The organism is Streptomyces sp. NBC_00654 (assembly GCF_026341775.1).
Classification (GTDB): Bacteria; Actinomycetota; Actinomycetes; order Streptomycetales; family Streptomycetaceae; genus Streptomyces.
Genome location: NZ_JAPEOB010000003.1, coordinates 276,161 through 298,583 on the forward strand (window position 1 = coordinate 276,161; position 22,423 = coordinate 298,583).

At 70.6% G+C, this 22,423-nt stretch carries 21 protein-coding genes, 1 tRNA gene, 1 pseudogene and 1 riboswitch; of the genes and pseudogenes, 8 read left to right on the top strand and 15 right to left on the bottom strand.

Going from position 1 to position 22,423, the window contains the following annotated elements; genetic code table 11:
* Window positions 1-34: 34 nt before the first annotated feature.
* Window positions 35-631 (bottom strand): TetR/AcrR family transcriptional regulator, encoded by a 597-nt coding sequence (locus OHA98_RS33615; protein WP_266931397.1) that lies wholly within the window; start codon window positions 629-631, stop codon window positions 35-37.
* Window positions 628-2,109, bottom strand: a complete 1,482-nt coding sequence (locus tag OHA98_RS33620) for an MFS transporter (protein ID WP_266931399.1) — start codon at window positions 2,107-2,109, stop codon at window positions 628-630. The genes OHA98_RS33615 and OHA98_RS33620 overlap by 4 nt, the downstream gene beginning before the upstream one ends.
* A 351-nt stretch (window positions 2,110-2,460) precedes the next feature.
* Here OHA98_RS33620 and OHA98_RS33625 point away from each other — a divergent pair, with 351 nt between their 5' ends.
* Window positions 2,461-2,763: a hypothetical protein gene (locus tag OHA98_RS33625; protein WP_266931401.1), complete on the top strand. Its 303-nt coding sequence runs from the start codon at window positions 2,461-2,463 to the stop codon at window positions 2,761-2,763.
* A 228-nt stretch (window positions 2,764-2,991) separates the two neighbouring features.
* On the opposite strand, the gene OHA98_RS33630 is transcribed toward OHA98_RS33625, so the two are convergent.
* A complete protein-coding gene (locus OHA98_RS33630; protein ID WP_266931403.1) occupies window positions 2,992-4,500 on the bottom strand; it encodes a DUF445 domain-containing protein in 1,509 nt (502 codons plus the stop codon).
* Between the two features lie 142 nt (window positions 4,501-4,642).
* Between OHA98_RS33630 and OHA98_RS33635 the strand changes: the two genes are divergently transcribed.
* Window positions 4,643-5,887, top strand: coding sequence for an SGNH/GDSL hydrolase family protein (locus OHA98_RS33635; protein ID WP_266931404.1), 1,245 nt, complete (start codon window positions 4,643-4,645; stop codon window positions 5,885-5,887).
* A gap of 34 nt (window positions 5,888-5,921) precedes the next feature.
* Here OHA98_RS33635 and OHA98_RS33640 read toward each other — a convergent pair whose 3' ends face one another.
* The 4 genes from OHA98_RS33640 to OHA98_RS33655 form a co-directional block, all read right to left on the bottom strand.
* The gene (locus tag OHA98_RS33640) at window positions 5,922-6,617 is read right to left on the bottom strand and encodes a DUF1707 domain-containing protein (protein ID WP_266932514.1); all 696 of its coding nucleotides are present in this window, start codon (window positions 6,615-6,617) and stop codon (window positions 5,922-5,924) included.
* A gap of 171 nt (window positions 6,618-6,788) precedes the next feature.
* A complete protein-coding gene (locus OHA98_RS33645) occupies window positions 6,789-7,847 on the bottom strand; it encodes an ATP-binding cassette domain-containing protein (RefSeq protein ID WP_266931406.1) in 1,059 nt (352 codons plus the stop codon).
* A 68-nt stretch (window positions 7,848-7,915) separates the two neighbouring features.
* Entirely contained in the window at window positions 7,916-8,722 is an 807-nt protein-coding gene (locus tag OHA98_RS33650; protein ID WP_266932516.1) for an ABC transporter permease, read from the bottom strand.
* Window positions 8,723-8,831: 109 nt separating this feature from the next.
* Window positions 8,832-9,632, bottom strand: coding sequence for an ABC-2 family transporter protein (locus OHA98_RS33655; RefSeq protein ID WP_266931408.1), 801 nt, complete (start codon window positions 9,630-9,632; stop codon window positions 8,832-8,834).
* Between the two features lie 178 nt (window positions 9,633-9,810).
* Between OHA98_RS33655 and OHA98_RS33660 the strand changes: the two genes are divergently transcribed.
* Window positions 9,811-12,213, top strand: a complete 2,403-nt coding sequence (locus OHA98_RS33660; protein ID WP_266931410.1) for a transglycosylase domain-containing protein — start codon at window positions 9,811-9,813, stop codon at window positions 12,211-12,213.
* An 83-nt stretch (window positions 12,214-12,296) separates the two neighbouring features.
* Here the strand turns inward: OHA98_RS33660 and OHA98_RS33665 are convergent, their stop codons facing one another.
* The 3 genes from OHA98_RS33665 to OHA98_RS33675 form a co-directional block, all read right to left on the bottom strand.
* Window positions 12,297-12,617 carry a multidrug efflux SMR transporter gene (locus OHA98_RS33665; protein ID WP_266931412.1) on the bottom strand — a complete coding sequence of 107 codons (321 nt, stop codon included), beginning with the start codon at window positions 12,615-12,617 and terminating at the stop codon, window positions 12,297-12,299.
* 33 nt (window positions 12,618-12,650) lie between these two features.
* Window positions 12,651-12,719, bottom strand: a riboswitch (guanidine-III (ykkC-III) riboswitch).
* A gap of 71 nt (window positions 12,720-12,790) precedes the next feature.
* The gene (locus OHA98_RS33670) at window positions 12,791-13,132 is read right to left on the bottom strand and encodes a co-chaperone GroES (protein WP_266931414.1); all 342 of its coding nucleotides are present in this window, start codon (window positions 13,130-13,132) and stop codon (window positions 12,791-12,793) included.
* A gap of 53 nt (window positions 13,133-13,185) precedes the next feature.
* Complete coding sequence (locus OHA98_RS33675; protein WP_266931416.1) at window positions 13,186-13,506, bottom strand: DUF3618 domain-containing protein; 321 nt, start codon at window positions 13,504-13,506, stop codon at window positions 13,186-13,188.
* 128 nt (window positions 13,507-13,634) lie between these two features.
* Here OHA98_RS33675 and bcp point away from each other — a divergent pair, with 128 nt between their 5' ends.
* The 3 genes from bcp to OHA98_RS33690 all read left to right on the top strand — a co-directional run bounded on the left by bcp (window position 13,635) and on the right by OHA98_RS33690 (window position 15,987).
* A complete protein-coding gene (gene bcp / locus OHA98_RS33680; RefSeq protein ID WP_266931418.1) occupies window positions 13,635-14,102 on the top strand; it encodes a thioredoxin-dependent thiol peroxidase in 468 nt (155 codons plus the stop codon).
* A gap of 154 nt (window positions 14,103-14,256) precedes the next feature.
* Complete coding sequence (gene proP, locus OHA98_RS33685) at window positions 14,257-15,753, top strand: glycine betaine/L-proline transporter ProP (RefSeq protein ID WP_266931420.1); 1,497 nt, start codon at window positions 14,257-14,259, stop codon at window positions 15,751-15,753.
* 150 nt (window positions 15,754-15,903) lie between these two features.
* Window positions 15,904-15,987: transfer RNA gene (locus OHA98_RS33690), tRNA-Leu, on the top strand.
* A gap of 65 nt (window positions 15,988-16,052) precedes the next feature.
* Here OHA98_RS33690 and rdgB read toward each other — a convergent pair.
* The 4 genes and pseudogenes from rdgB to OHA98_RS33710 form a co-directional block, all read right to left on the bottom strand.
* Window positions 16,053-16,655: an RdgB/HAM1 family non-canonical purine NTP pyrophosphatase gene (gene rdgB, locus OHA98_RS33695; protein ID WP_266931422.1), complete on the bottom strand. Its 603-nt coding sequence runs from the start codon at window positions 16,653-16,655 to the stop codon at window positions 16,053-16,055.
* Between the two features lie 65 nt (window positions 16,656-16,720).
* Window positions 16,721-17,110 (bottom strand): hypothetical protein, encoded by a 390-nt coding sequence (locus tag OHA98_RS33700; protein ID WP_266931424.1) that lies wholly within the window; start codon window positions 17,108-17,110, stop codon window positions 16,721-16,723.
* Between the two features lie 123 nt (window positions 17,111-17,233).
* Entirely contained in the window at window positions 17,234-17,971 is a 738-nt protein-coding gene (gene rph / locus OHA98_RS33705) for a ribonuclease PH (protein ID WP_266931426.1), read from the bottom strand.
* A gap of 220 nt (window positions 17,972-18,191) precedes the next feature.
* A pseudogene (locus OHA98_RS33710) lies at window positions 18,192-18,437 on the bottom strand (glucose PTS transporter subunit EIIB); the annotation flags it as partial.
* A gap of 209 nt (window positions 18,438-18,646) precedes the next feature.
* Between OHA98_RS33710 and OHA98_RS33715 the strand changes: the two are divergent.
* Window positions 18,647-19,906: a PTS transporter subunit EIIC gene (locus tag OHA98_RS33715; protein ID WP_266931428.1), complete on the top strand. Its 1,260-nt coding sequence runs from the start codon at window positions 18,647-18,649 to the stop codon at window positions 19,904-19,906.
* A gap of 267 nt (window positions 19,907-20,173) precedes the next feature.
* Window positions 20,174-21,439, top strand: coding sequence for a PTS transporter subunit EIIC (locus OHA98_RS33720; protein WP_266931430.1), 1,266 nt, complete (start codon window positions 20,174-20,176; stop codon window positions 21,437-21,439).
* Between the two features lie 91 nt (window positions 21,440-21,530).
* Here OHA98_RS33720 and OHA98_RS33725 read toward each other — a convergent pair whose 3' ends face one another.
* The gene (locus tag OHA98_RS33725) at window positions 21,531-22,283 is read right to left on the bottom strand and encodes an MBL fold metallo-hydrolase (RefSeq protein WP_266931432.1); all 753 of its coding nucleotides are present in this window, start codon (window positions 22,281-22,283) and stop codon (window positions 21,531-21,533) included.
* Window positions 22,284-22,423: the final 140 nt, after the last annotated feature.

Below are 22,423 nucleotides of genomic sequence, written 5' to 3' on the forward strand. Positions count from 1 at the left end.
GTTTCCGGTCCTCGCCCGTCACCGTCCTCGCCCGTCAACCGGCCGTGCCCGTGACCAGGGTCTGGAGCGCCGGAGCGTACAGGTCCGCCAGGTGTTCGGCGGTGGCCGTGGAACCCGCGCCCTCACGGTGGAGGCTGAGCGTGGCGCCCAGGCCGAGGAGATGGCCCGCGATCAGTTCGGCGCGCAGGGTGCGTTCGCGACCGGGGAGTCGGGCGGCGAGGTGCTGGGTGATCTGTTCGTGGAAGCGGTCGCGCAGAAGGGAGCGCTCGTCGGTGTTGCCGAGGGAGAAGACGACCCGGAGCAGCGGGTCCCGCTGCCGCTCCCGCCGGTGGCGTACGAGCGCGAGCACCATATGGCGGCCGAGCCCCTCCAGCGGGGCGTCGAACAGCTCCTCGGCGGCGGGCCCGAAGTCGGCCACCGTGTTGAAGAGGTCTTCCTTCCGCCCGAAGTGCTTGACCACCAGGGACGGGCTGACCCCGGCATCGGCCGCGACCGCCCTGATGGTCACCTCCGCGTACGGGCGCTGGGTGAACGCCCGCCGCGCGGCCCGCAGGATCGCGTCCTTGCCCGTGCCGGAATCGGAGCCGGGAGCCCCCGCCCGTGTGTCCTCCGTGGACCGGCCGCCGGTCATGCGCCCTCCTGGATCGGGATCGTCCGCGCACCGGCCTTCCGGTTCTCGCGGGTCGTTCCGACCGTACCCGTCTTCCCCCGGCCGCCCGGCCCCGGCAGGCAGAGCGTGACGGCGAGGGCGAGCAGGGAGGCGCCCGCCGCGATGAGGAAGACCAGCTGGTACGCCTGGAGCGTGGGTGCCGTGGCGCCGCCCACCTCGAAGGTGAGGCCGGCGAGGACGGCGGCGACCGTCGCACTGCAGAACGCCTGCCCGATCGACCTCATCAGCGTGTTCAGACCGTTGGCCGCCCCCGTCTCGCTCACCGGGACCCCGCGCATCACCAGCGCGGGCAGCGCCGAGTACGCGATGGCGGTGCCCGAGGCGACGACCGTCGCGCCCGCGATGATGAGCCACAGACTGTGGCTCGTGAAGTACCGCACCCCGTATCCGACGGTCATGATCGCGGCGGCCAGCAGCAGGCTGACCTTGGGTCCGTACGCGGCGGAGATCCGCGCCGACACGGGCGACAGCGCCACCATCGCCAGGCCCCCGGGCAGCAGGCACAGCCCGCTGACGACGAGCGAGGCGCCGAGCCCGTACCCCGTCGCCTTCGGCTCCTGCACCATCTGCGCCGTGACCAGGGAGTTGGCGTAGAACGCGAAGCCGATGAGCAGCGCCGCGACGTTGGTGAGCAGGACGGCCGGGCGGGCCGAGACCCGCAGGTCGACCATCGGGTTGCCGACGCGGAGCTCGTACGCCCCCCAGAACAGGCCGACGACCACGGCGGTGGCCAGCAGCCCGGTCGTACGCGCCGAGGTCCACCCCCAGTCCGCCCCCTGGGTGACCGCGAGCAGCAGGCTGACCAGGGCCGCCGACAGTCCGAGCGCCCCCACGGCGTCGAACCGGCCGCGGGAGCGGAGCGGTGATTCCGGTACGAGCCGGAGCACCAGCACGATGTCGATGACGCCGATGACGCCCGAGACCCAGAACATGGTGTGCCAGTCGAAGTTCTCCATGACGAGCGCCGCGACCGGCAGGCCCACGGCCGCGCCGATGCCGAGCGTCGAACTCATCAGCGCGACGGCGGACAGCACGCGCTCCGGAGGCAGTTCGTCCCGCAGGATGCTGATGCCCAGCGGGACGACGGCGAGCGCCGCGCCCTGCAGCGCCCGGCCGGTGATCAGTACGCCGATGTGCGAGCTGACCGCGCACAGCACCGAGCCGAGGACCAGCACCCCGAGCGAGGCCACCAGCACGCGCCGCTTGCCGTACATGTCACCGACCCGGCCGAGCACCGGCGTGAACACCGCACCCGTCAGCAGTGTCACGGTGACCAGCCAGCTCGCGGCGGCGGGCGTGGCACCGGTGAGCTCCGGAATGTGCGGGAGGAGCGGGACGACGATCGTCTGCATGACCGCGACGACGACCCCGCAGAAGGCCAGGACGCCCACGGCGAAGCGGGGGTGGGGGGCGGCTGTTGCTGGTGGGTCCGCGGGCATGCGATCTCCGTACGGCGTCCGGCGGGGAGGGTCGGGGGTGCTTCCGGTCTGGGCCGGTCTGGGCCGGTCTGGGCCGGTCTGGGCCGGGCCGGTCTGGGCCGGGCCGGTCAAGGTCTGAGGCGGTTCGGACTGGGCCTGTTCGGTCCGCGCTGGGCTGGGCTGGTTCGGTTGGGGCTGGAGAGGGCAGAGGTGCGCGAGCGAGAGGGGTGCACAAGCGTTCACCTCCAGGGTAAACGCTTGTGCACCCCCTGCGCACGGGTTGTGTCCGAGGCAGCGCGTTAGCCTCGGTGGCGAGACCTGACGACGGCCTCGGTGGCGAGAGTCGAGAAGACGAGAGCGAAGGTGGCGGCAATGGCGAAGGTTCCGGCAGCGGCAGTGGCGGCGAGCGGACTCGTCGGGGGTTACGGCGTCGCCCGCTGGACCAAGAAGCGCCCGCTGGGCGGGGTCGCCCTCGCCGCCGCCGGGTCGCTCGCCGCGTACGAGTGGAACCGGCAGGCGGGACCGCGTGCGGCCGCCGGGCTGACCGTCGCCTACGTCGCCGCGTTCGCCGGATCGCACCCGCTCGCCAAGAAGGTCGGCGCCTGGCCCGCCGTGTTCGCCGTCGCGGGCGGCGTGGCCGCCGCGTCGTGGGCGGTCACCCGCCGCGCCGCCTGACGAAGAGCCGCCGGACGAGGAACCGCCGAAACGGAGCGGCCGCGGACATGAGTGGGCCGGGCGCAGAACGCGCGCCCGGCCCACTCATGTCCGCCCCGCGTGTCCGCGCGGCCCTGCTCGTCCTCCGCCTTGCTCGTCCTCCGCCTTGCTCGTCTCCGCGCCGCTCATCTCCGCCCCGCGCCGGCCCCGGCCCGCGTCCGCGCGGACACGCCCCTACGCCCCGATCGCCTACGCCCCCACCGCGCGCGACACCGAATAGATCACCAGCCCCGCCAGCGCGCCGACCACCGTGCCGTTGATCCGGATGAACTGGAGGTCACGGCCGATGTGCGCCTCGATCTTCTTCGAGGTCTGGTCCGCGTCCCAGCCCGCCACCGTGTCGCTGATCAGTGAGGTGATCTCCGCGCGGTACGTCGTGACGACGTACGCCGCCGCGTCCTCCAGCCAGCCGTCCACCTTGGCCTGGAGGCGCTCGTCCGTCGCCAGCCGGGCGCCCAGCGACATCAGCGAGGCACGGGCCCGCAGCCGCAGCTCGCTCTGCTCGTCCTCCGCCGCCGCGATGATCATCGTGCGGACGGAGGACCAGGCCGACGCGATGACGTCCTGGACCTCACGACGGCCCAGGATCTCCGACTTCAGCCGCTCCACCCGGGCCCGGGTGTCGGAGTCGGACTGGAGGTCGGCCGCGAAGTCCGTCAGGAACGTGTCGATCGAGCCGCGCGCCGGATGGCCGGGCATGTCCCGCATCTCCGTGACGAAGCGCAGCAGTTCCTTGTAGACCCGCTCGCCCACCCGCTTGTCCACGAACCGGGGTGTCCACCCCGGGGCACCGCCCTGCACCGCGTCCATCACCGAGTCGCCGTGCTCGACCAGCCAGTCGTGCGCCCGCGCGCAGACGAGGTCCACGACCCTGCGGTGGCCGCCGTCCGAGACGACCTTCTCCAGCATCTTGCCGAGTCCGGGGCCGACCTCCGCCGCGTCCGCCCGCCGGGTGATCGCCTCGCCGACCACCGCCTGGACGTCGGAGTCCCGCAGGACGGTCAGGGCCCCGCGCAGCGCGGTCGCCAGTTCGGCGGTGACACGGTCCGCGTGCTCCGGCTCCGCCAGCCAGGCGCCGAGCCGCCGGCCGACTCCGAGAGCGTGAATTCGGTCACGAACGACCCCCGGGGAGAGAAAGTTTTCCCCGACGAAGGAACCAAGTGACGCTCCGAGCTGATCCTTCTTGGTGGGGATGATGGCGGTGTGGGGGATGGGCAGGCCGAGCGGGCGCCGGAAGAGCGCCGTGACGGCGAACCAGTCCGCCAGCGCGCCCACCATTCCCGCCTCGGCAGCCGCCGCGACGTAGCCCGGCCAGCCGCCCACCCCCGCGTTCTTCGCCCATGTGGCGAGGACGTACACGAGCGCGACGAGCAGAAGGAGGCCGGTCGCTGTGGTCTTCATACGGCGTACTCCGCGCCGCTTCTCCTCGTCGGCGGCGGTGTACGCGAACGAGGCGAGCGGCGTGGACGCCCGGCGCCCGGACCCCGGCGCACCGCCCGGACCGTCCCCGGACGCACCGCCGGACGCGGTGCCCGGCCCGCCGTGCCCGCCCGAACCGCCGTGCCCGCCCGGCCCGGACGAACCGCCCTGCCCGGTCGGGGGCGCCGGTTCCGACGGGTCCTCCGAGGCACCCGGGCCCTGTGGACCCTCCACTGACTTCTGCACCGCGTCCTGCTCTCCGGCTCCGGCCCGTTCCATCCGCTCCACCCGTCCGCGTACGCATCTCCCCCGTGCCGTACGCATTGTCCTTACCTCACCTACTCCCGGGCCGCACGTCGAGTTCCCCGCGGCCTGTCGCATCATGGGACCAGCCCGATCAGCACAAGGAGACACACCGCACATGCCCAGGCGCCAGGGGTATGCCCTGCTCACCGCCCTTGTCGCGGGCACCGCCGCACTCGCCGCCGCCGCGGCGTTCGGTACGACACTGTTCTCCGGCCCCCGCCCGGCACCGCTCACCGGCGCCGAGACGCACGCGGCGGCACGCAACCCCGCCGCCCCGGCCAACTCCACCGGCACCTGGGTCGCCACCTGGACCGGAGCCGCCGTCAGCGCCGAACCGGGCACCGGGCATGGCTTCCCCGGGCGCACCATCCGTAACACCGTGCACACCAGCGTCGGTGGTGACGCCGCACGCATCACCCTCTCCAACCTCTTCGGCGCGGCCCCCCTCGTCGTCGACCAGGCCACGGTCAACACCCGCCCGGTCACCTTCAAGGGCGCCCCCACCGTCACCATCGCCGCGGGCGGACAGGTCATCAGCGACCCGGTCGTGGTGCCCGTCACCCCGGACGCCGACCTGCTGGTCACCCTGCGCACCCCGCACGGGGGCGGGCCCGTCACGTTCCATCCGAACGCGCACCAGACGTCCTACCTGGCCGACGAACACGGCACCTGGAGCACCACCCGGTGGCGCTACCTCACCGCCGTCGACGTCCGCAACGAGTCCGCCGCCGGCGCGGTCGTCGTGCTCGGTGACTCGCTCACCGCGGGCAGCGGCTCCACCACCGACGCCAACGCCCGCTGGACCGACGTCCTGAGCGACCGGCTGCGCGGCACGTACGGCGTCGCCAACCAGGGCATAGCGGGGAACCGGCTGCTGCGCGACGGACTCGCCCGGAGCGGCGGCCAGGGCGGGACCGGCCGCTTCGAGCGGGACGTGCTGTCGGTGGCCGGGGCGAAGACCGTGTTCGTCGCGCTCGGCATCAACGACGTGCAGCAGGCCCCGCAGGAGACGGACCCGCAGCGCGTCGTGGACGGCCTACGCGCCCTCACGGAGCGGGCGCACGCCCGCGGGCTACGGGTCGTCGGGGCGACGCTGACACCGTACGAGGGGTACCGGACCTGGTCCCCCGCGCGCAACGCCGTACGGCTGGCCGTCAACGAACACATCAGGGCGGGCGGGGTCTTCGACGCGTACGTCGACTTCGACCGGGCGGTGCGGGACCCGTACGCGCCCAACCGCCTCCTGCCGTCGTTCGACTCCGGCGACCATCTGCACCTCAACGACGACGGCTACCGCACCCTGGGCCGTCACATCGACCTCAAGGCCCTGGTAGGAACCCCGAGGTCCGACGCGTTCTGACGCACTGCCCCCCGCCGGAGCGGGGCGGGGGCGCTCAGCCCAGCTCCTTGCGGCCGCCCCCGTCCGCGCCCCGGTCCCGGTCCAGCTCCCGCTGCCGCGCCAGTTCCGCGTCCTTCAGCCGCTGCCGCTCCGCCTTCGTCCGCTTGCGCTCCACACCGACGCCGCCCATCAGCGCGAACCCCGTGATCCGCACCCGCGGGGCGTCCGCATCCGGTTCGCCCCCCTCGTTCGAGCCCTCGCCGAAGCCGCCCATGATGCCGATGCCCTTGACCTCGACGTTCAGCTCCGGCGGCGCCGTCACATGCAGTCCGCCCATGATCGTGAAGCAACGGATCACGACCTCGCGGTCCTCGAAGTTCGCCTCGCGCAGATCGATCTCGCCACCGCCCCACATCGCGAACGCGGTGAACTTCCGGCCCACCGTCCAGCGCCCCTTGCGGTTGAACCCGCCCCAGAACGCGAAGGCCCCGTTCGACGTCGCGGGACCCCCGACCCGGGACGGCCAGTTCCGCGACGTACCCGGCCGCGCGGACGAGGCCGCGCCGACGGGTGCCACGACGGTGCCCGGCGCCGGGAGATCCCGGACCAACGGCTCCAACTCCCCATGCGTACGGGCCTTGAAGGCCGCGTCGAGGCGCTGCTCGAACTCCTCCATCTCCAGCCGTCCCTCGGCCACCGCCTCGCGCAGAGTCTCGGCGATGCGCTCACGTTCGGCGTCGGAGGCACGCATTTCCGGAAGTTCACTTGTCATACCGCGCAGCCTATTGAAAGCATCCGCTCCCGTCACAGCACAGCGGCCCACACCACCCGCGCGCCGCGCCCGGCCACCTCACCGCCCCGCCACCTCACCGCCCGCGCGCCCCGCGCGCACGCCCCGCACGCACGCGCCCCGCAGCGGCGCTCAGGGGGCCGACGCGTACATCTTCGCGATCACGGCCTCGATGTCGGGCTCCCGCACCGACAGGTCGACCAGCGGATACCGCTCCGCGATCCGCGCCACCAGCGGGGCGGCCGACATCGACGCGGGGAAGGTCAGCCACTGCCGCGGCCCCTCCACCTTCACCACCCGCACTCCCGGGACGGAACCCGCGCCCTCGCCCGCCCCATCGCCCTCCGCCGAGCCCGAGTCCAGCTCGATCGGCGGGAGTTCACGTGCCAGATCGACCACGAGTGTCCGCTCGCTCTCGCCCACCTCATGGAGTCCGGCGAGCGCCCCGTCATACATCAGCCGGCCGTGGTCGATCACCATGACCCGCTTGCACAGCTGCTCGATATCGGTCAGATCGTGCGTGGTCAGCAGCACGGTGGTGGACCGCTCGGCGTTCAGATCCCGCAGGAACTGCCGGACCTTGGCCTTGGAGATCACATCGAGGCCGATCGTCGGCTCGTCCAGGTACAGCACCTCGGGATCGTGCAGCAGCGCCGCGGCGATGTCCCCGCGCATCCGCTGCCCCAGCGAGAGCTGACGTACCGGAACCTCCAACAGCTCGCCCAGATCGAGGAGTTCGACACAGCGGTCCAGGTTCTCCCGGAAGCGCCGGTCCGGGATGCGGTACATCCGGTGCATCAGCCGGTACGAGTCCCGCAGCGGCAGGTCCCACCACAGCGTGGTGCGCTGCCCGAACACCACGCCGATCCGGTGCGCCAGCCGCGTACGCTCCCGGGACGGGTCGATGCCCGCGACCCGCAGGCTGCCCCCGCTCGGCGTGAGGATCCCCGTCAGCATCTTGATCGTGGTCGACTTGCCGGCCCCGTTCGGGCCGATGTACCCGACCATCTCGCCGCGCGACACACGGAAGCTGATCCCGTCGACCGCCCTGACCTCGCGCCGCTCCCGGCGCAGGAAGCCCGTTCTGCGGCGTACGTCGAAGACCTTCTCGACGCCGTCGAGTGCGATGAAGTCCGCGTCGCCGCCGCTGCGCGTGTCCTTCCCCGTGCCCGTGTCCGTGTCCGTACCCATGCTCCGTCTCTCCCTCGGCCCTTCGGTCCCTCAGTCCCTCGGTGTCCTGATCCCCCGGATCCGGCCTCTCAGCTGCCCGTGCTGCGGTACGCGCGCAGCCCCGCCCGCCACGCCAGCCCGGCCAGTACCCAGCACAGCGCCGCCACCACCGGTGGCAGGAACGCCACCCAGCGCGGCAGGTCCAGCGGGTACTCCCGGCCCAGCACATACAGCGCGGGCAGCCAGCTGACGAAGGCCAGCGGCACCACGAACGTGACCCCGCGCACCAGGTCCTTCGCGAAGACCGTCGGCGGGTACTGGAGCAGCGTGGTCCCCCCGTACGTGAAGGAGTTCTGCACCTCGGAGGCGTCCTGCGCGAAGAACTGGAACGCCGCCCCCGCCGCGAACACCGCACCGAAGATCGCCGCCCCGCTCAGCACCATCAGTGGCAGCATCACCACCTTCAGCGGCGTCCACGCGATGTCCAGCGACACCAGCGCGTACCCGAGCACCAGCAGCCCCTGGGTGACCCGCCCCAGCCGGCGCAGCGCGAACCGGTCCGCCGCCACCTGGGCCAGTACCGGGACCGGGCGCACCAGCAGGATGTCCAGCGTCCCGTCCCGCACCCGCCTGCCCAGCCGGTCCATCGACCCCAGTGTCAGATCGGCCAGCCCGAACGCGGTCGCCGCCGATCCGTACAGCAGGGCGATCTCGGGCAGCGAGTAGCCGCCCAGCGCGTCGATGTGCGAGAACATCATCATGAGGGCGACGAAGTCGAACGCCGTCACCGCGAAGTTCCCGAACGTCGTCATCACGAACGAGGCGCGGTACGCCATCGTCGAGCGCAGCCACATCGCCACGATCAGCCCGTACGCCCGGAGTCCGTCGGCCACCACCCGGGCCCGCCCCGCGAAGCCGGTCGAGGACCCGCCCGGGAACGCCTCCCGCGTCTCCCGCCACGCGGCCCCGTCCGGCTCCGTCCCGGAATCCTCGGCCACCGCCGTATCAGCCACCCTGAACCACCACCCTCCTGGTCGCCACGGTCTGTACCAGCCGGCCCGCGCCCAGCAGGGCCACCGCCCAGCCGGCCTGGAAGGCGTACGCCCGCAGCAGCTCCCACCCCTGGTGCTTGCCGAGGAACACATCGGCGGGCACCTGGAGCAGCGAGGACCAGGGCAACGCCCGCGCCACCTCGCCCAGCACCCCGGGGAACAGGTTCAGCGGCAGCAGCATCCCCGAGAAGAACAGCCCCATCAGCCAGGCGACCTGCATCGCGCCCGCCCCGTCCATCAGCCAGAACGCCGACAGCGCGACCAGGAAGCGCACGGCGAAGCTGACCACCACACCGAGCGCCACCGAGACGAGGAACGCCAGCCAGGTCCACGGCGAGGAGGGCAGGGCCAGATCGAAGGCGAGCGCGCCCAGTGCCATCGGGACGATGCCGCGCCCCAGCAGATGGAACGCCGCCCGGCCCACGTCACCCGCCAGCCACCACAGCTGGAGGTCGGCGGGCCGGTACAGGTCGACGGCGATGTCGCCGGTACGGATGCGCTCCATCAGCTCGTCCTCGAAGCCGCCGCCCATCATGGAGCAGGTCATGAGCAGCGCCTGTCCCAGCCACACGTAGGTCAGCGCCTGCGAGGTGTCGTAGCCGCCGAGCTGCGGGCGCTCGTCCCACAGCGCCACATAGACGTACGCCATGATGAAACCGAAGACGGTGTTGGTGAACACACCCGCCGCCGTCGCCATCCGGTAGGTGGCATGGCGCCGGAAACCACCGGCCGCCACCACCGCGTAGAGCCGCACGTCTCCCCCATTCCCCGCCGCCACCGGGCTCCGGCACCAAAGCGCACGACCCTAGTGGAGCGCGGGCGAGGGACGCGACCGCTTTTCCCGTGCCCCCTCCTGAAGGATGATCCGATGGTTTCCTGGCGAAACGGGCACTATTGGGAGAACCGACCGCGCCCGAGGAGTCACCACCGACATGAACGACGACCCGCAGAACTGGGCCCCGCGCGACCACACAGCCGCCGCGGCCACGCCCGGTGAGGGCGCCGACGGCAGTGGTGCGCCGGGCGCGAAGGGCAGGAAGGGGCGCACGAAGCGCCCCAAGAGGACCGGCTGGCGCCGCATCATCCCCACCTGGCGCATGGTCCTCGGCACCGTACTCGGCATCGCCCTGCTGCTCGTCGGCGGCTTCGTCGCCGGGTACCAGATCGTCGACATCCCGGCCGCCAACGCGAGCGCCACCGCGCAGTCCAATGTCTACCTCTACAAGGACGGCAGCGTCATCGCCCGCGACGGCGAGGTCAACCGGGAGAACATCCAGCTCTCACAGGTCCCCCTCACCGTCCAGCACGCCGTGCTCGCCGCCGAGGACCGCGACTTCTACTCCGAGCGGGCCGTGGACGTGAAGGCGATGATCCGCGCCGCCTGGAACACGCTCACCGGGAAGGGCAAGCAGGGCGGCTCGACCATCACGCAGCAGTACGTCAAGAACTACTACCTCGGCCAGGAACAGACCGTCGTCCGCAAGGCCAAGGAGTTCTTCATCGCGGTCAAGCTCAACCGCGAGGAGAGCAAGGACGAGATCTTCGAGGGCTACCTCAACACCAGCTACTTCGGCCGCAACGCCTACGGCATCCAGGCCGCCGCCCAGGCGTACTACAGCAAGAACGTCGAGGAGCTCACCACCGCCGAGGGGGCCTATCTCGCCTCGCTGCTGAACGCCCCCAGCGCGTACGACGTGGTCGTCCACCCCGAGAACAAGGGCGCCGCCCTCGCCCGCTGGAACTACGTCCTGAACGGCATGGTCAAGGAGGACTGGCTCGGCGCCGCCGAACGCGCGGCGACCGAATTCCCCGTACCCGGCAAGGCCAAGCCCGCCACCGGGCTCTCCGGACAGCGCGGCTATCTCGTCCAGGCCGTCGAGGACTACCTCACCGGCAACAGGATCATCGACGAGAAGACCCTCGCGACCGGCGGCTACCGCATCACGACCACGCTGGAGAAGAAGAAGCAGGACGCGTTGGTCAAGGCCGTCGACACCCAGGTGATGGCCAAGACCAGCGACGAACGGCCCGCCGACCGGAACGTCCGCGTCGGCGGCGCCTCCATCGACCCCGGCACCGGCGAGGTCGTCGCCATGTACGGCGGCATCGACTACACCAAGCAGTACGTCAACAACGCCACCCGCCGCGACTACCAGGTCGGCTCCACCTTCAAGCCGTTCGTCTTCACCTCCGCCGTCGCCAACGGCTCCACCACCCTCGACGGGCGGCGCATCACCCCCAACACCGTCTACGACGGCACCAACAAGCGCACCGTCCAGGGCCGCGACGGCTCCACCGGTTACGCCCCGGCCAACGAGGACGACGTCAGCTACGGCCCCGTCACCGTCCGCACGGCCACCGACAAGTCCATCAACGCCGTCTACGCGCAGATGGCCCAGGACGTCGGCCCCGGCAAGGTCAAGGACACCGCCGTCGCCCTCGGCATCCCCGAGAACACCCCCGACCTCACCGCGTCCCCCTCCATCGCGCTGGGCCCCGCGACCGCCAGCGTCCTCGACATGACCGAGGCGTACGCCACCCTGGCCAACCACGGCAAGCACGGCGCGTACACCCTCGTCGCCAAGGTCAGCAAGGACGGCGAGGAGGTCGCCCTCCCCGGCCGGAACACCGAGCGGACCGTCTCCCGCGAGGCCGCCGACACCACCACCTCGATCCTCCGGAGCGTCGTCGAAGGCGGCACCGGCACCGCCGCCCAGGCCGCGGGCCGCCCCGCCGCGGGCAAGACCGGAACCGCCGAGGAGGACAAGGCCGCCTGGTTCGCCGGATACACCCCCGACCTCGCGACCGTGGTCGCGGTCATGGGCCAGGACCCCGACACGGGCGCGCAGAAGCCGCTCTACGGCGCGCTGGGACTGCCCCGCGTCAACGGCGGCGGCGCCCCCGCCGCGACCTGGGCCGCCTACACGGAGGCCGCCCTGCGCTCCTCGGACGCGGCGGAATTCGACCTCGACCTGGAGCCCGGCGCGGCGGAGACCGTCCCGCCCACCGAGGAGGACCCGGGCACCACCGAACCGGCCGAGCCGAGCGACACCCCGTCCAGCACGCCTCCGAGCAGCCCCCCGAGCAGTACTCCCACCACCCCCGGCCCGACCGACGGCGGTACGGACACGGGCGGTACGGACACCGGCGGCACCACGGGCGGGACCGACGGAGGCACGGACACCGGCGGCCAGAGCGACGGCGGAACCGGGGGCGACGGCGGCACGGGAGGCACCGGCGGCGGGACGGACGGCGGCACCGGCACCACAGGCGGTGACGGGGGCGGTGACGGGGGCTTCACGGAAGGCGCCCAGGGCCCCCGTGCGCGCGGCTGACCACGCGTACGGGGGCCCCGGGCGCCGCCCGGGGGTTTCCCCTCGGAGAGATCCCCCCGGAGAGATCCCCGGGCTTCCCGGGCTCAGTGCCCGGAGGTCGCCTTCAGCCCCACCACGGCGACCAGCAGCAGACACACGAAGAAGATCCGGGCGGCCGTCACCGGCTCATTGAGGATCACCATGCCGAGGACCGCGGCCCCGGCCGCGCCGATACCGACCCAGACGCCGTACGCCGTACCGATCGGCAGCGTCTTCGCCGCATGGGACAGCAACACCATGCTCGCGACGATCCCGAGGCCGGTGAACACGCTCGGCCACAGCCGGGTGAACCCCTCGGTGTACTTCATTCCGATCGACCAGCCCACTTCGAGCAGACCGGCGACGATCAGCAGAACCCAGGCCATGACGGCACCTCCGACGAGAACTCGTGAACAACGGGTGCGTCGTCTTTTCCAGCCCGGTACGGCGCGTCTCGTCGGGGTCCCCCCACCGTAGCAAAGAACGCGCAAAGGCCTGGTGACACCGGTCACCAGGCCTTTGCGCACATCGTGCGGGGGGGGCGTGCCGCGGACGCGGGCTACAGATACAGCCCGGTCGAATCCACCGAACCCTCGAACCGGTCCGCGGCCACGGCGTGCAGGTCGCGCTCCCGCATCAGTACGTACGCCACACCCCGCACCTCGACCTCGGCGCGGTCCTCGGGGTCGTACAGCACCCGGTCCCCCGGCTCGACCGTCCGTACGTTCTGTCCGACCGCGACCACCACGGCCCACGCCAGACGCCGGCCCACCGCCGCCGTCGCCGGAATGAGGATGCCGCCGCCGGAGCGCCGTTCGCCCTCGGGCGTATCGGTCCGCACCAGCACGCGATCGTGCAGCATACGGATGGGCAGCTTGTCGTCGTGGGTGTTGTCGCTCACGACCCGAAACCTACCTGCCCCGCACGGATCCGCACGCCTCCGGGGTCCGCCCGTTACTTCTTCCCGCGCCGCGACGACACGGCGAGCAGCCCGACCACACCGACGACCAGCAGCGCCGCCGGGATCACCCGCTCCAGACGCGGCGTACCGTCCTGCGACACGAACTGGGCCTTCACGTCCGACACCGACCGGTTCACCGCGACGAACGCGCGGCCCGCCGTCCGGTCGACCGACTGGGCCACCTTGGCCTTCGCGTCGCCGATGATCGTCTTCGGGTGCACCCGCACCCCGATCTCGTCGAGCACCACCGCGAGCTGCTCACGCCTGCTGATGATGTCCGCCTCGATCTGCGCAGGGCTCCTGGCATCCGACACTGCGCCGCCTCCGTGGTCCTCGTCCGGTAAACCTTCATCGACAGTCTGTCAGCTCGACCGCCCGCACACCCGGCGGCACCCCTATTACGCTCGGTCCCGTACACCCCACGTGCCACCTGAGGAGAACCATGAGCGAGCGACTCCAGCCCGGCGACACCGCCCCCGCCTTCACGCTCCCCGACGCCGACGGCAACGAGATCTCGCTCGCGGACCACCAGGGCCGCAAGGTCATCGTGTACTTCTACCCGGCCGCCCTGACCCCCGGCTGCACCAAGCAGGCCTGCGATTTCACCGACAATCTGGACCTTCTGGCCGAGGCCGGATACGACGTCATCGGTGTCTCCCCCGACAAGCCGGAGAAGCTCGCGAAGTTCCGTGAGAAGGAGAACCTCAAGGTCACCCTGGTCGGCGACCCGTCCAAGGAGACCCTTGAGGCGTACGGCGCCTTCGGCGAGAAGAAGCTCTACGGCAAAGTGGTGACGGGCGTCATCCGCTCGACCGTCGTCGTCGACGAGCAGGGCAAGGTCGAGCACGCCTTCTACAACGTCAAGGCGACCGGCCATGTAGCCAAGATCATCAGGGATCTGGGCATCTGAGACCGCCGCCGGCCGGTCCGGACCCGCGTGGACCCGGCCTCACAATGGCCGGGAACATGTGAGGGACATCGCAATCGGCCACTGATTCGGTTTGCAGCCGCCATGTCCGCGCAGAAGCCTTTCCTGGAACACCCTCCGAGGAAAGGACCCGGCCATGGCGGCCTCCGACCCCCAGCAGGCGGCCGACCCCGATGCGGTCAAACGTCACCCCGCGCTCTTCCGGGCCGCCCGCAAGCGCCGGAATCCCAGGCTCCGCCGGACCGACATCACGGTCACCGACGACCAGGCGGTCAAGCGCGCGGTGAAAGCGGCCTCGCTCGGGAACGCCATGGAGTGGTTCGACTTCGGCATCTACTCCTATCTGGCCGTGACCATCGGGCATGTCTTCTTCCCGTCCGGGAACGACACCACCCAGCTGCTCTCGTCCTTCGCGACCTTCGCCGTGGCCTTCCTCGTTCGGCCACTCGGGGGAATGTTCTTCGGGCCCATGGGCGACAAGGTCGGCCGGAAAAAGGTCCTCGCCCTCACCATGATCCTGATGGCGGTCGGCACCTTCGCGATCGGCCTCATCCCCTCCCACGGCACGATCGGCCTCTGGGCCCCCGCCCTGCTGATCTTCTTCCGGATGCTCCAGGGCTTCTCGACCGGCGGTGAGTACGGCGGTGCCTCGACCTTCATCGCGGAGTACGCCCCCGACAAGCGGCGCGGCTTCTTCGGCAGCTTCCTCGAATTCGGCACCCTCGCCGGCTACGTCGGCGCCGCGGGTCTGGTGACCGCGCTGTACGCGCTGCTGGACACCGCCCAGATGGAGTCCTGGGGCTGGCGCATCCCGTTCCTCGTCGCGGGCCCGCTCGGTCTGGTCGGCCTCTATCTGCGGCTGCGGCTCGACGAGACCCCGGCCTTCCAGAAGCTGGAGGGCGGCACCGCCCACGCGAGCGAGGCGGCGGACGGCGTCGAGTCCACCGCCAAGGGCGACCTCGCCAAGATCTTCCGGCAGTACTGGCCGACGCTGATCCTCTGCATCTGCCTGGTCGGCGCGTACAACATCACCGATTACATGCTGCTGTCGTACATGCCGACGTACCTCTCCGACGAGCTCGGCTACAGCGAGACCCACGGGCTGCTGATCCTGCTCGCCGTGATGGTCTTCCTGATGCTGATCATCAGCCGGGTCGGCAAGCTCTCCGACCGTTTCGGCCGCAAGCCGCTGCTGATGACCGGCATGCTCGGCTTCCTCTTCCTCTCCCTGCCGTCGTTCCTCCTGATCCGTCAGGGAAGCATCCCCGCCATCACGATCGGGATGCTGCTGCTGGGCCTGTCCCTGGTCTGCATGCTCGGCACGATGTCCGCGGCGCTGCCCGCCCTGTTCCCCACGCACGTCCGCTACGGCTCGCTGTCGGTGGGCTACAACCTCTCCGCGTCGATCTTCGGCGGCACGACCCCCCTGGTGATCACCGCTCTGATCAGCTGGAGCGGCTCGAACCTGATGCCCGCGTACTACGCGATGGCCGCCGCCCTGGCCGGAGTGATCGCCGTGGCCTGCATGAAGGAAACGGCCCAGCAGCCGCTGGCCGGCTCCCCGCCCTCGGTGGAGACGGAGGCGGAGGCCGCGGAGATCTGCGCGGCCCAGTCGCCGGATCCGAAGTTCTGACGTCGCCCCCGGGACCGTACCCGCACGCGTGGCGGACCCCAACCGCCGCGCGTTCACCCGGACATGGTCCTGAGGTCGGCGCCCTGCCGGTCCGCGGGTGCCGCTATTGCCCGGGGCTCCGCCCGCGTCCCCTTGTAGACTGCCCCGGACGCGCGAGTGCTGGAATTGGTGAGACAGGCTGGTTTTAGGTACCAGTGCCCTAGCGGCGTGAGGGTTCGAGTCCCTCCTCGCGCACCTTCGTCACCGGCCCGGCCCGCCTTTCACGGCGGACCGGGCCGGTCGCGTTCACGGCGGGGCGGTCAGCCCACCAGCTCCCGGACCACCGGAACCAGCGCCCGGAACGCCTTACCCCGGTGGCTGATCGCGTTCTTCTCCGCGGGGGACAGCTCGGCGCAGGTACGGGACTCGCCCTCGGGCTGGAGGATCGGGTCGTAGCCGAAGCCGTTCGTGCCCGACGGGGTGTGGCGCAGGGTGCCCGGGAGGCGGCCCACGACCACGCGTTCCGTGCCGTCGGGGAGGGCCAGCGCGGCGGCGCAGGCGAAGTGGGCGGCGCGGTGTTCGGGGGCGATGTCGGCGAGTTGGGCCAGGAGCAGGTCCAGGTTGGCCCGGTCGTCGCCGTGGGTGCCGGACCAGCGGGCCGAGAAGATGCCGGGGGCGCCGCCGAGGACGTCCACGCAGAGGCCGGAGTCGTCGGCGACGGCCGGGTGGCCGGTGGCCCTGGCGAGGGCGTGGGCCTTGAGGAGGGCGTTCTCGGCGAAGGTGACGCCGGTTTCCTTGACGTCGGGGATCTCGGGGTACGCGTCCGCGCCGACGAGGTCGTGGGCAAGGCCCGCGTCGGCGAGGATCGCGTGGAGTTCGGTGATTTTCCCGGCGTTGCGGGTGGCGAGGATCAGGCGGGTCATGCCCCGATTATCGCCGCGCGCCGCAGGACGGCCCACGGGGCCCGTCACTCGCTTCGGGACGTCGGTCAGGACGTGCAGACGTTGCCGATCTCGGTGGCGGCGTCGGTGACCGGCGAGATGTCCGGGGTGGCGTCGCCCTTCTCGATGGCGTCGCGGACGTTGGTGACTCCGGCCTGGAGGTCGTCGACCGCCTTCCCGAGATCGGCGTTGTCCGTGGTGTCGCCGAGGTTCTTCAGTTCCTTGTCGATCTCGTCGAGGGCCTCGGCGGCCTGGGTCGGGTCGTCGGAGGCACTGGAGATGGCCTGCTGGAGGTTGCTGACGCTGGTGGCGATGGCGTCGGCGGTACGGACGCAGTCGATGGCCTTGTCGACGGCGCCGCAGCCGACCGCGGCGGTGAGGGTCAGCAGGGCGGCGGTGACGGCGAGTGCGGTGCGGTGATGGCGGCGCGAAGCCATGGTGCGGTCCCTCCCCGGGGATCGATACGTGGACGGGCGCACGGTTCGACCCGTGCGCCCGTGTACGTAACGACGCTCTGTGGTGCGTACTTGGTTGCTTCTTTACCCGCCCGGTGCGGCCGGTTACTCGCCGGAGGTGCGGGCGAGTGCCTCGTTCTGGAGTGCGGCGAGGTCCACACAGCCGGCGGTGGCGAGGTCCAGGAGCGCGCCCAGTTCCGTGCGGTCGAACGGCGCGGCCTCCGCGGTGCCCTGGACCTCGACGAAGCGGCCGTCGCCGGTGCAGACGACGTTCATGTCGGTGTCGGCGCGGACGTCCTCCTCGTAACAGAGGTCGAGGAGCGGAACGCCGTCGACGATGCCGACGCTGATGGCGGCGACGGTGTCGGTGAGCGGCTTGCGGCCTTGCTTGACGATCTTCTTGCCCTGGGCCCAGGCGACGGCGTCGGCGAGGGCGACATAGGCGCCGGTGATGGCGGCGGTACGGGTGCCGCCGTCGGCCTGGAGGACGTCGCAGTCCAGGACGATGGTGTTCTCGCCGAGGGCCTTGTAGTCGATGACGGCGCGCAGCGAGCGGCCGATCAGCCGGCTGATCTCGTGGGTCCGGCCGCCGATCTTGCCGCGGACGGACTCACGGTCGCCCCGGGTGTTGGTGGAGCGGGGCAGCATGGAGTACTCGGCGGTGACCCAGCCTTCACCGCTGCCCTTGCGCCAGCGCGGGACACCTTCGGTGACGGAGGCGGTGCAGAAGACTTTGGTGTCGCCGAAGGAGATGAGGACTGAGCCTTCGGCGTGCTTGCTCCAGCCGCGTTCGATGGTGACGGGGCGGAGCTGTTCGGGGGTGCGGCCGTCGATGCGAGACATGGCGTCGACTTTATCCGCTGGCGGCGGGGCTCCGTTCGGGTGGGAAGGAAGCTTCCGGCCGGGCGGGACGGAGGGCGGGAGGGAGCAACACGGGAGCGACACGGCCCCGCTCCCCCGGGGAGGAGCGGGGCACGCGGGCGCGGACCGGACCCGGACGGTCGGGGGTGGGGCCGTCGTCGTACGTCCTGTGCGCCAGGAGCGGCTCAGCGGGGCGCGGCGGTCACATCATGTCTTCGATGTCGGCGGCGATCGGGTCCGCGTCGGTACCGATGACGACCTGGATCGCGGTGCCCATCTTCACGACGCCGTGCGCGCCGGCCGCCTTGAGGGCTGCCTCGTCGACCTTGCCGGGGTCGTGGACCTCGGTGCGGAGGCGGGTGATGCAGCCTTCGATCTCGTCGATGTTCTCGATGCCGCCGAGCCCGGCGACGATCTTCTCAGCCTTGGTGGCCATGTGCTTCTCCCTGGATTTGGCATGCTTCCGGCGCCCACCACTGGGTCCGTTTCGTCACGTTAACGCACGGTTGGCCCATCTTCGCAGGCGAGTAATCGAACCATCCCCAAGGATGACGATCACCGGTGCCCTGTCTTCCGGGCGGGCCCCGCACCGTAACGCAACTGGTCTACACCAGTTTGCAACGACCGCCAAACGTGACGTGTTCCGGGAGGATGCCGATGAGTACGAGCGCGGCTGCGGCACCGCAGCAGAAGTGGTGGAACGGGCCGATCCAGGGGCTGCAGAAGGTCGGACGGAGCCTTCAGCTTCCCGTGGCCGTCCTCCCGGCGGCCGGCCTGCTGGTCAGCCTCGGCAACCTGTTCAGCTCGTATCTGCACGGCGACTTCTGGGACAAGACCTCCAAGGTCCTGCTCAACGGCGGAAACGCCATCCTCGACGGCACCACCGGCCTGCCCCTGCTGTTCTGCATCGGTGTGGCCATCGGCTTCGCGAAGAAGGCGGACGGCTCGACGGCGCTGGCCGCGGTGGTCGGCTTCCTCGTCTACCGGGGCGTGCTCGGCGCCTTCCCCGTCGACGACTCGGTGACCGAGGCGGTGCCCAACGGAATCCCGCAGAACCCCGGTGTGCTCGGCGGCATCCTCATCGGTCTGCTCACCGCCGTGATCTGGCAGCGCTACCACCGCACCAAGCTGGTGGACTGGCTGGGCTTCTTCAACGGGCGCCGCCTGGTACCGATCCTGATGGCGTTCCTCTGCGTGATCCTGGGCGTGCTGTTCGGCCTGCTGTGGCAGCCGGTCGGTGACGCGCTGACCTGGTTCTCCAAGCAGCTGATCGACCTCGGAGCGTGGGGCGCGGCCATCTTCGGCTTCGCGAACCGGCTGCTGATCCCGATCGGCATGCACCAGTTCCTGAACACCTTCTTCTGGTTCCAGGCGGGCGAGTTCACCGGGGCGGACGGCGTGACGGTCCAGGGAGACATCTCCCGCTTCTTCGCCGAGGACCCGTCGGCGGGGCAGTTCACCTCCGGCTTCTTCCCGATCATGATGTTCGGCCTGCCCGCCGCGGCCCTGGCCATCGCGCACACCGCGCGGCCGGAGCGGCGCAAGGAGGTCGGCGGTCTGATGCTGTCCGTGGCCCTGACCTCGTTCGTCACGGGTGTCACCGAGCCGCTGGAGTTCTCGTTCATGTTCGTGGCGCCGCTGCTGTACGGCGTGCACGCGGTCCTCACCGGGGTCTCGATGGGGGTCACCTGGGCGCTGGGAGTGCACGCGGGATTCAGCTTCTCGGCAGGCCTGATCGACTACGTGGTCAACTGGCATCTGGACACGAAACCGTGGCTGATCATCCCGATCGGACTGTGCTTCGCGGTGATCTACTACGCCATCTTCCGTTTCGCGATCACCAAGTTCAACCTCCAGACACCCGGGCGCGAACCCGAGGAAGTGGAGAAGGAGATCGAGAAGGACCTCACCAAGTAACAGAGCCCCTCCGGGACTTCGGCCCCGGTCACGCAAGGCCCTCGGACCTCACGGTCCGGGGGCCTTCGCCATGTCACCGGGCGTGCCCGATCTGCTACTGCGAAGAAGTTGGCACATCACAGGTTCCTTATCTCACCCTCACCGTGCTAGAAATGGTCTACACCACTGAGTGGTCCAGACCACGTGGTCATCTGTCGCGTTGCTTCGAGTCGCCGCCTCCCCACATCAGCTCACCCGGGCGGCGCCTTGCCCCCATGGAGGAAGTTGATGTCCACGGCTGACACCGCACCCGCGGTCACCAAGAAGAAGGGCGCCGGCGTGATGGCCGTCATGCAGCGCATCGGCCGCAGCCTCATGCTGCCGGTCGCGGTGCTGCCCGCGGGCGCGCTCCTGGTCCGGCTCGGCAATGACGACATGCTCGGGCGCGCGTCGTTCCCGGACTTCGTCGTCAAGATCGCCGGCTTCATGGCGGCGGGCGGCAACGCGATCCTCGACAACATGGCGCTGCTGTTCGCCGTCGGTATCGCGATCGGCTTCGCCAAGAAGTCGGACGGCTCGACCGCGCTCGCCGCGGTCACCGGCTACCTGGTCTTCAAGAACGTGCTCGGCACCTTCACCGACAGCAACCTGGAGAAGGTCGCGACCGTCGTGGACGACAAGATCGTCATGGCCGACAAGCCGGTCGACGCCGGTGTGCTGGGCGGCGTGGTGATGGGCATCGTCGTCGCCCTGCTGTACCAGCGGTTCCACCGGACCAAGCTGCCCGACTGGGCGGGCTTCTTCAGCGGCCGTCGGCTGGTCCCGATCCTCTCCTCCTTCGCGGGTCTGCTGATCGGCATCGTCTTCGGCTACATCTGGCCGGTGCTCGGCACCGGACTGCACAACCTCGGTGAGTGGCTGGTCGGTTCCGGCGCGGTGGGCGCGGGCATCTTCGGTGTCGCCAACCGTGCGCTGATCCCGGTCGGCATGCACCACCTGCTGAACTCGTTCCCGTGGTTCCAGGCCGGCTCGTACGAGGGCAAGAGCGGTGACATCGGCCGCTTCCTGGCCGGTGACCCGACGGCCGGGCAGTTCATGACCGGCTTCTTCCCGATCATGATGTTCGCCCTTCCGGCGGCCTGCCTCGCGATCGTCCACTGCGCCCGCCCGGAGCGCCGCAAGGTCGTCGGCGGCATGATGTTCTCGCTGGCCCTCACCGCCTTCGTGACGGGTGTGACCGAGCCGATCGAGTTCACGTTCATGTTCATCGCGCCGGTGCTGTACGCGATCCACGCGGTGCTGACCGGTGTCTCGATGGCCCTGACATGGGGCCTGGGGATCAAGGACGGCTTCGGGTTCTCGGCGGGTGCGATCGACTTCTTCCTGAACCTCGGTGCCGCGACGAAGCCCTGGCTGCTGGTCCTGATCGGACTCTGTTTCGCGGTCGTCTACTACGTGGTCTTCCGCTTCGCGATCACCAGGTTCAACCTGCCGACCCCGGGACGCGAGTCGGACGAGGAGCTCGCCGAGATCCTCAAGGCCGAGGCGAAGTAGGCCCCGGCCCCCCGGCCCTGCCCCGGCCGCCGAGCCGCACCGGAGCCCCTGCCCTTCCCATGGAAGGCGGGGGCTTCGCGCCGCGCCGCTCTCAGATCTCGTACACCGCGCCGGGGGCGGCCAGCTCCACCGGGCCCCGGTAGACCGTGCGGGCGTCGGCGACATTGCGCGCGGCATCGGTCCACGGCGGGATGTGCGTGAGGACGAGACGCCCCGCCCCGGCGCGGGCGGCGCACTCACCGGCCTCCCGGCCGTTGAGGTGGAGGTCCGGGATGTCCTCCTTGCCGTGCACGAACGAGGCTTCGCAGAGGAACAGGTCCGCGCCCTCGGCGAGTTCGTCCAGGGCCTCGCAGGTCCCCGTGTCGCCGGAGTAGGTGAGGGTGCGGCCGCCGTGCTCGACGCGGATCCCGAAGGTCTCGACGGGGTGGCAGACCTTCTCCGTACGCACCGAGAAGGGGCCGATCTCGAACGAACCCGACTTGAGCGTGTGGAAGTCGAACACCTCGCCCATCGCCCGGTCGGACGGGGTGTCGCCGTGTGCGGTGGTCAGCCGCTGCTCGGTGCCGTCGGGGCCGTAGACCGGGAGCGGGGCGGGGCGCCCGCCGTCGTGCCGGTAGTAGCGCACGACGAAGTAGGCGCACATGTCGATGCAGTGATCGGCATGGAGATGGCTGAGAAAGATCGCGTCGAGGTCGTAGAGACCGACGTGGCGCTGCAGCTCGCCGAGGGCTCCGTTGCCCATGTCGAGGAGCAGCCGGAAGCCGTCGGCCTCTACGAGGTAGCTGGAGCATGCCGAACCCGCGGACGGGAAGGAGCCGGAGCAGCCGACGACGGTGAGCTTCATGGAACGTGAACCTCCGAGACGTGGGAACGGGGAGGGTTCGTGCGGTCGTACGGTTCATTCGAGCGGTTCGTCGAGCGTAAGGCGCGAAACCGCTGGTCGCTCCTCTGCGGCCTGCCGTTGTGGGGGAACTCACCTGCTCT

What these genes read in the sequence shown, in the direction of transcription:
- OHA98_RS33615 (WP_266931397.1), bottom strand. Translation starts at nt 631, where the DNA reads ATGACCGGCGGCCGGTCCACGGAGGACACACGGGCGGGGGCTCCCGGC.
- OHA98_RS33620 (WP_266931399.1), bottom strand. Translation starts at nt 2,109, where the DNA reads ATGCCCGCGGACCCACCAGCAACAGCCGCCCCCCACCCCCGCTTCGCC.
- OHA98_RS33625 (WP_266931401.1), top strand. Translation starts at nt 2,461, where the DNA reads ATGGCGAAGGTTCCGGCAGCGGCAGTGGCGGCGAGCGGACTCGTCGGG.
- OHA98_RS33630 (WP_266931403.1), bottom strand. Translation starts at nt 4,500, where the DNA reads ATGGAACGGGCCGGAGCCGGAGAGCAGGACGCGGTGCAGAAGTCAGTG.
- OHA98_RS33635 (WP_266931404.1), top strand. Translation starts at nt 4,643, where the DNA reads ATGCCCAGGCGCCAGGGGTATGCCCTGCTCACCGCCCTTGTCGCGGGC.
- OHA98_RS33640 (WP_266932514.1), bottom strand. Translation starts at nt 6,617, where the DNA reads ATGCGTGCCTCCGACGCCGAACGTGAGCGCATCGCCGAGACTCTGCGC.
- OHA98_RS33645 (WP_266931406.1), bottom strand. Translation starts at nt 7,847, where the DNA reads ATGGGTACGGACACGGACACGGGCACGGGGAAGGACACGCGCAGCGGC.
- OHA98_RS33660 (WP_266931410.1), top strand. Translation starts at nt 9,811, where the DNA reads ATGAACGACGACCCGCAGAACTGGGCCCCGCGCGACCACACAGCCGCC.
- OHA98_RS33665 (WP_266931412.1), bottom strand. Translation starts at nt 12,617, where the DNA reads ATGGCCTGGGTTCTGCTGATCGTCGCCGGTCTGCTCGAAGTGGGCTGG.
- bcp (WP_266931418.1), top strand. Translation starts at nt 13,635, where the DNA reads ATGAGCGAGCGACTCCAGCCCGGCGACACCGCCCCCGCCTTCACGCTC.
- proP (WP_266931420.1), top strand. Translation starts at nt 14,257, where the DNA reads ATGGCGGCCTCCGACCCCCAGCAGGCGGCCGACCCCGATGCGGTCAAA.
- rdgB (WP_266931422.1), bottom strand. Translation starts at nt 16,655, where the DNA reads ATGACCCGCCTGATCCTCGCCACCCGCAACGCCGGGAAAATCACCGAA.
- OHA98_RS33700 (WP_266931424.1), bottom strand. Translation starts at nt 17,110, where the DNA reads ATGGCTTCGCGCCGCCATCACCGCACCGCACTCGCCGTCACCGCCGCC.
- rph (WP_266931426.1), bottom strand. Translation starts at nt 17,971, where the DNA reads ATGTCTCGCATCGACGGCCGCACCCCCGAACAGCTCCGCCCCGTCACC.
- OHA98_RS33715 (WP_266931428.1), top strand. Translation starts at nt 18,647, where the DNA reads ATGAGTACGAGCGCGGCTGCGGCACCGCAGCAGAAGTGGTGGAACGGG.
- OHA98_RS33720 (WP_266931430.1), top strand. Translation starts at nt 20,174, where the DNA reads ATGTCCACGGCTGACACCGCACCCGCGGTCACCAAGAAGAAGGGCGCC.
- OHA98_RS33725 (WP_266931432.1), bottom strand. Translation starts at nt 22,283, where the DNA reads ATGAAGCTCACCGTCGTCGGCTGCTCCGGCTCCTTCCCGTCCGCGGGT.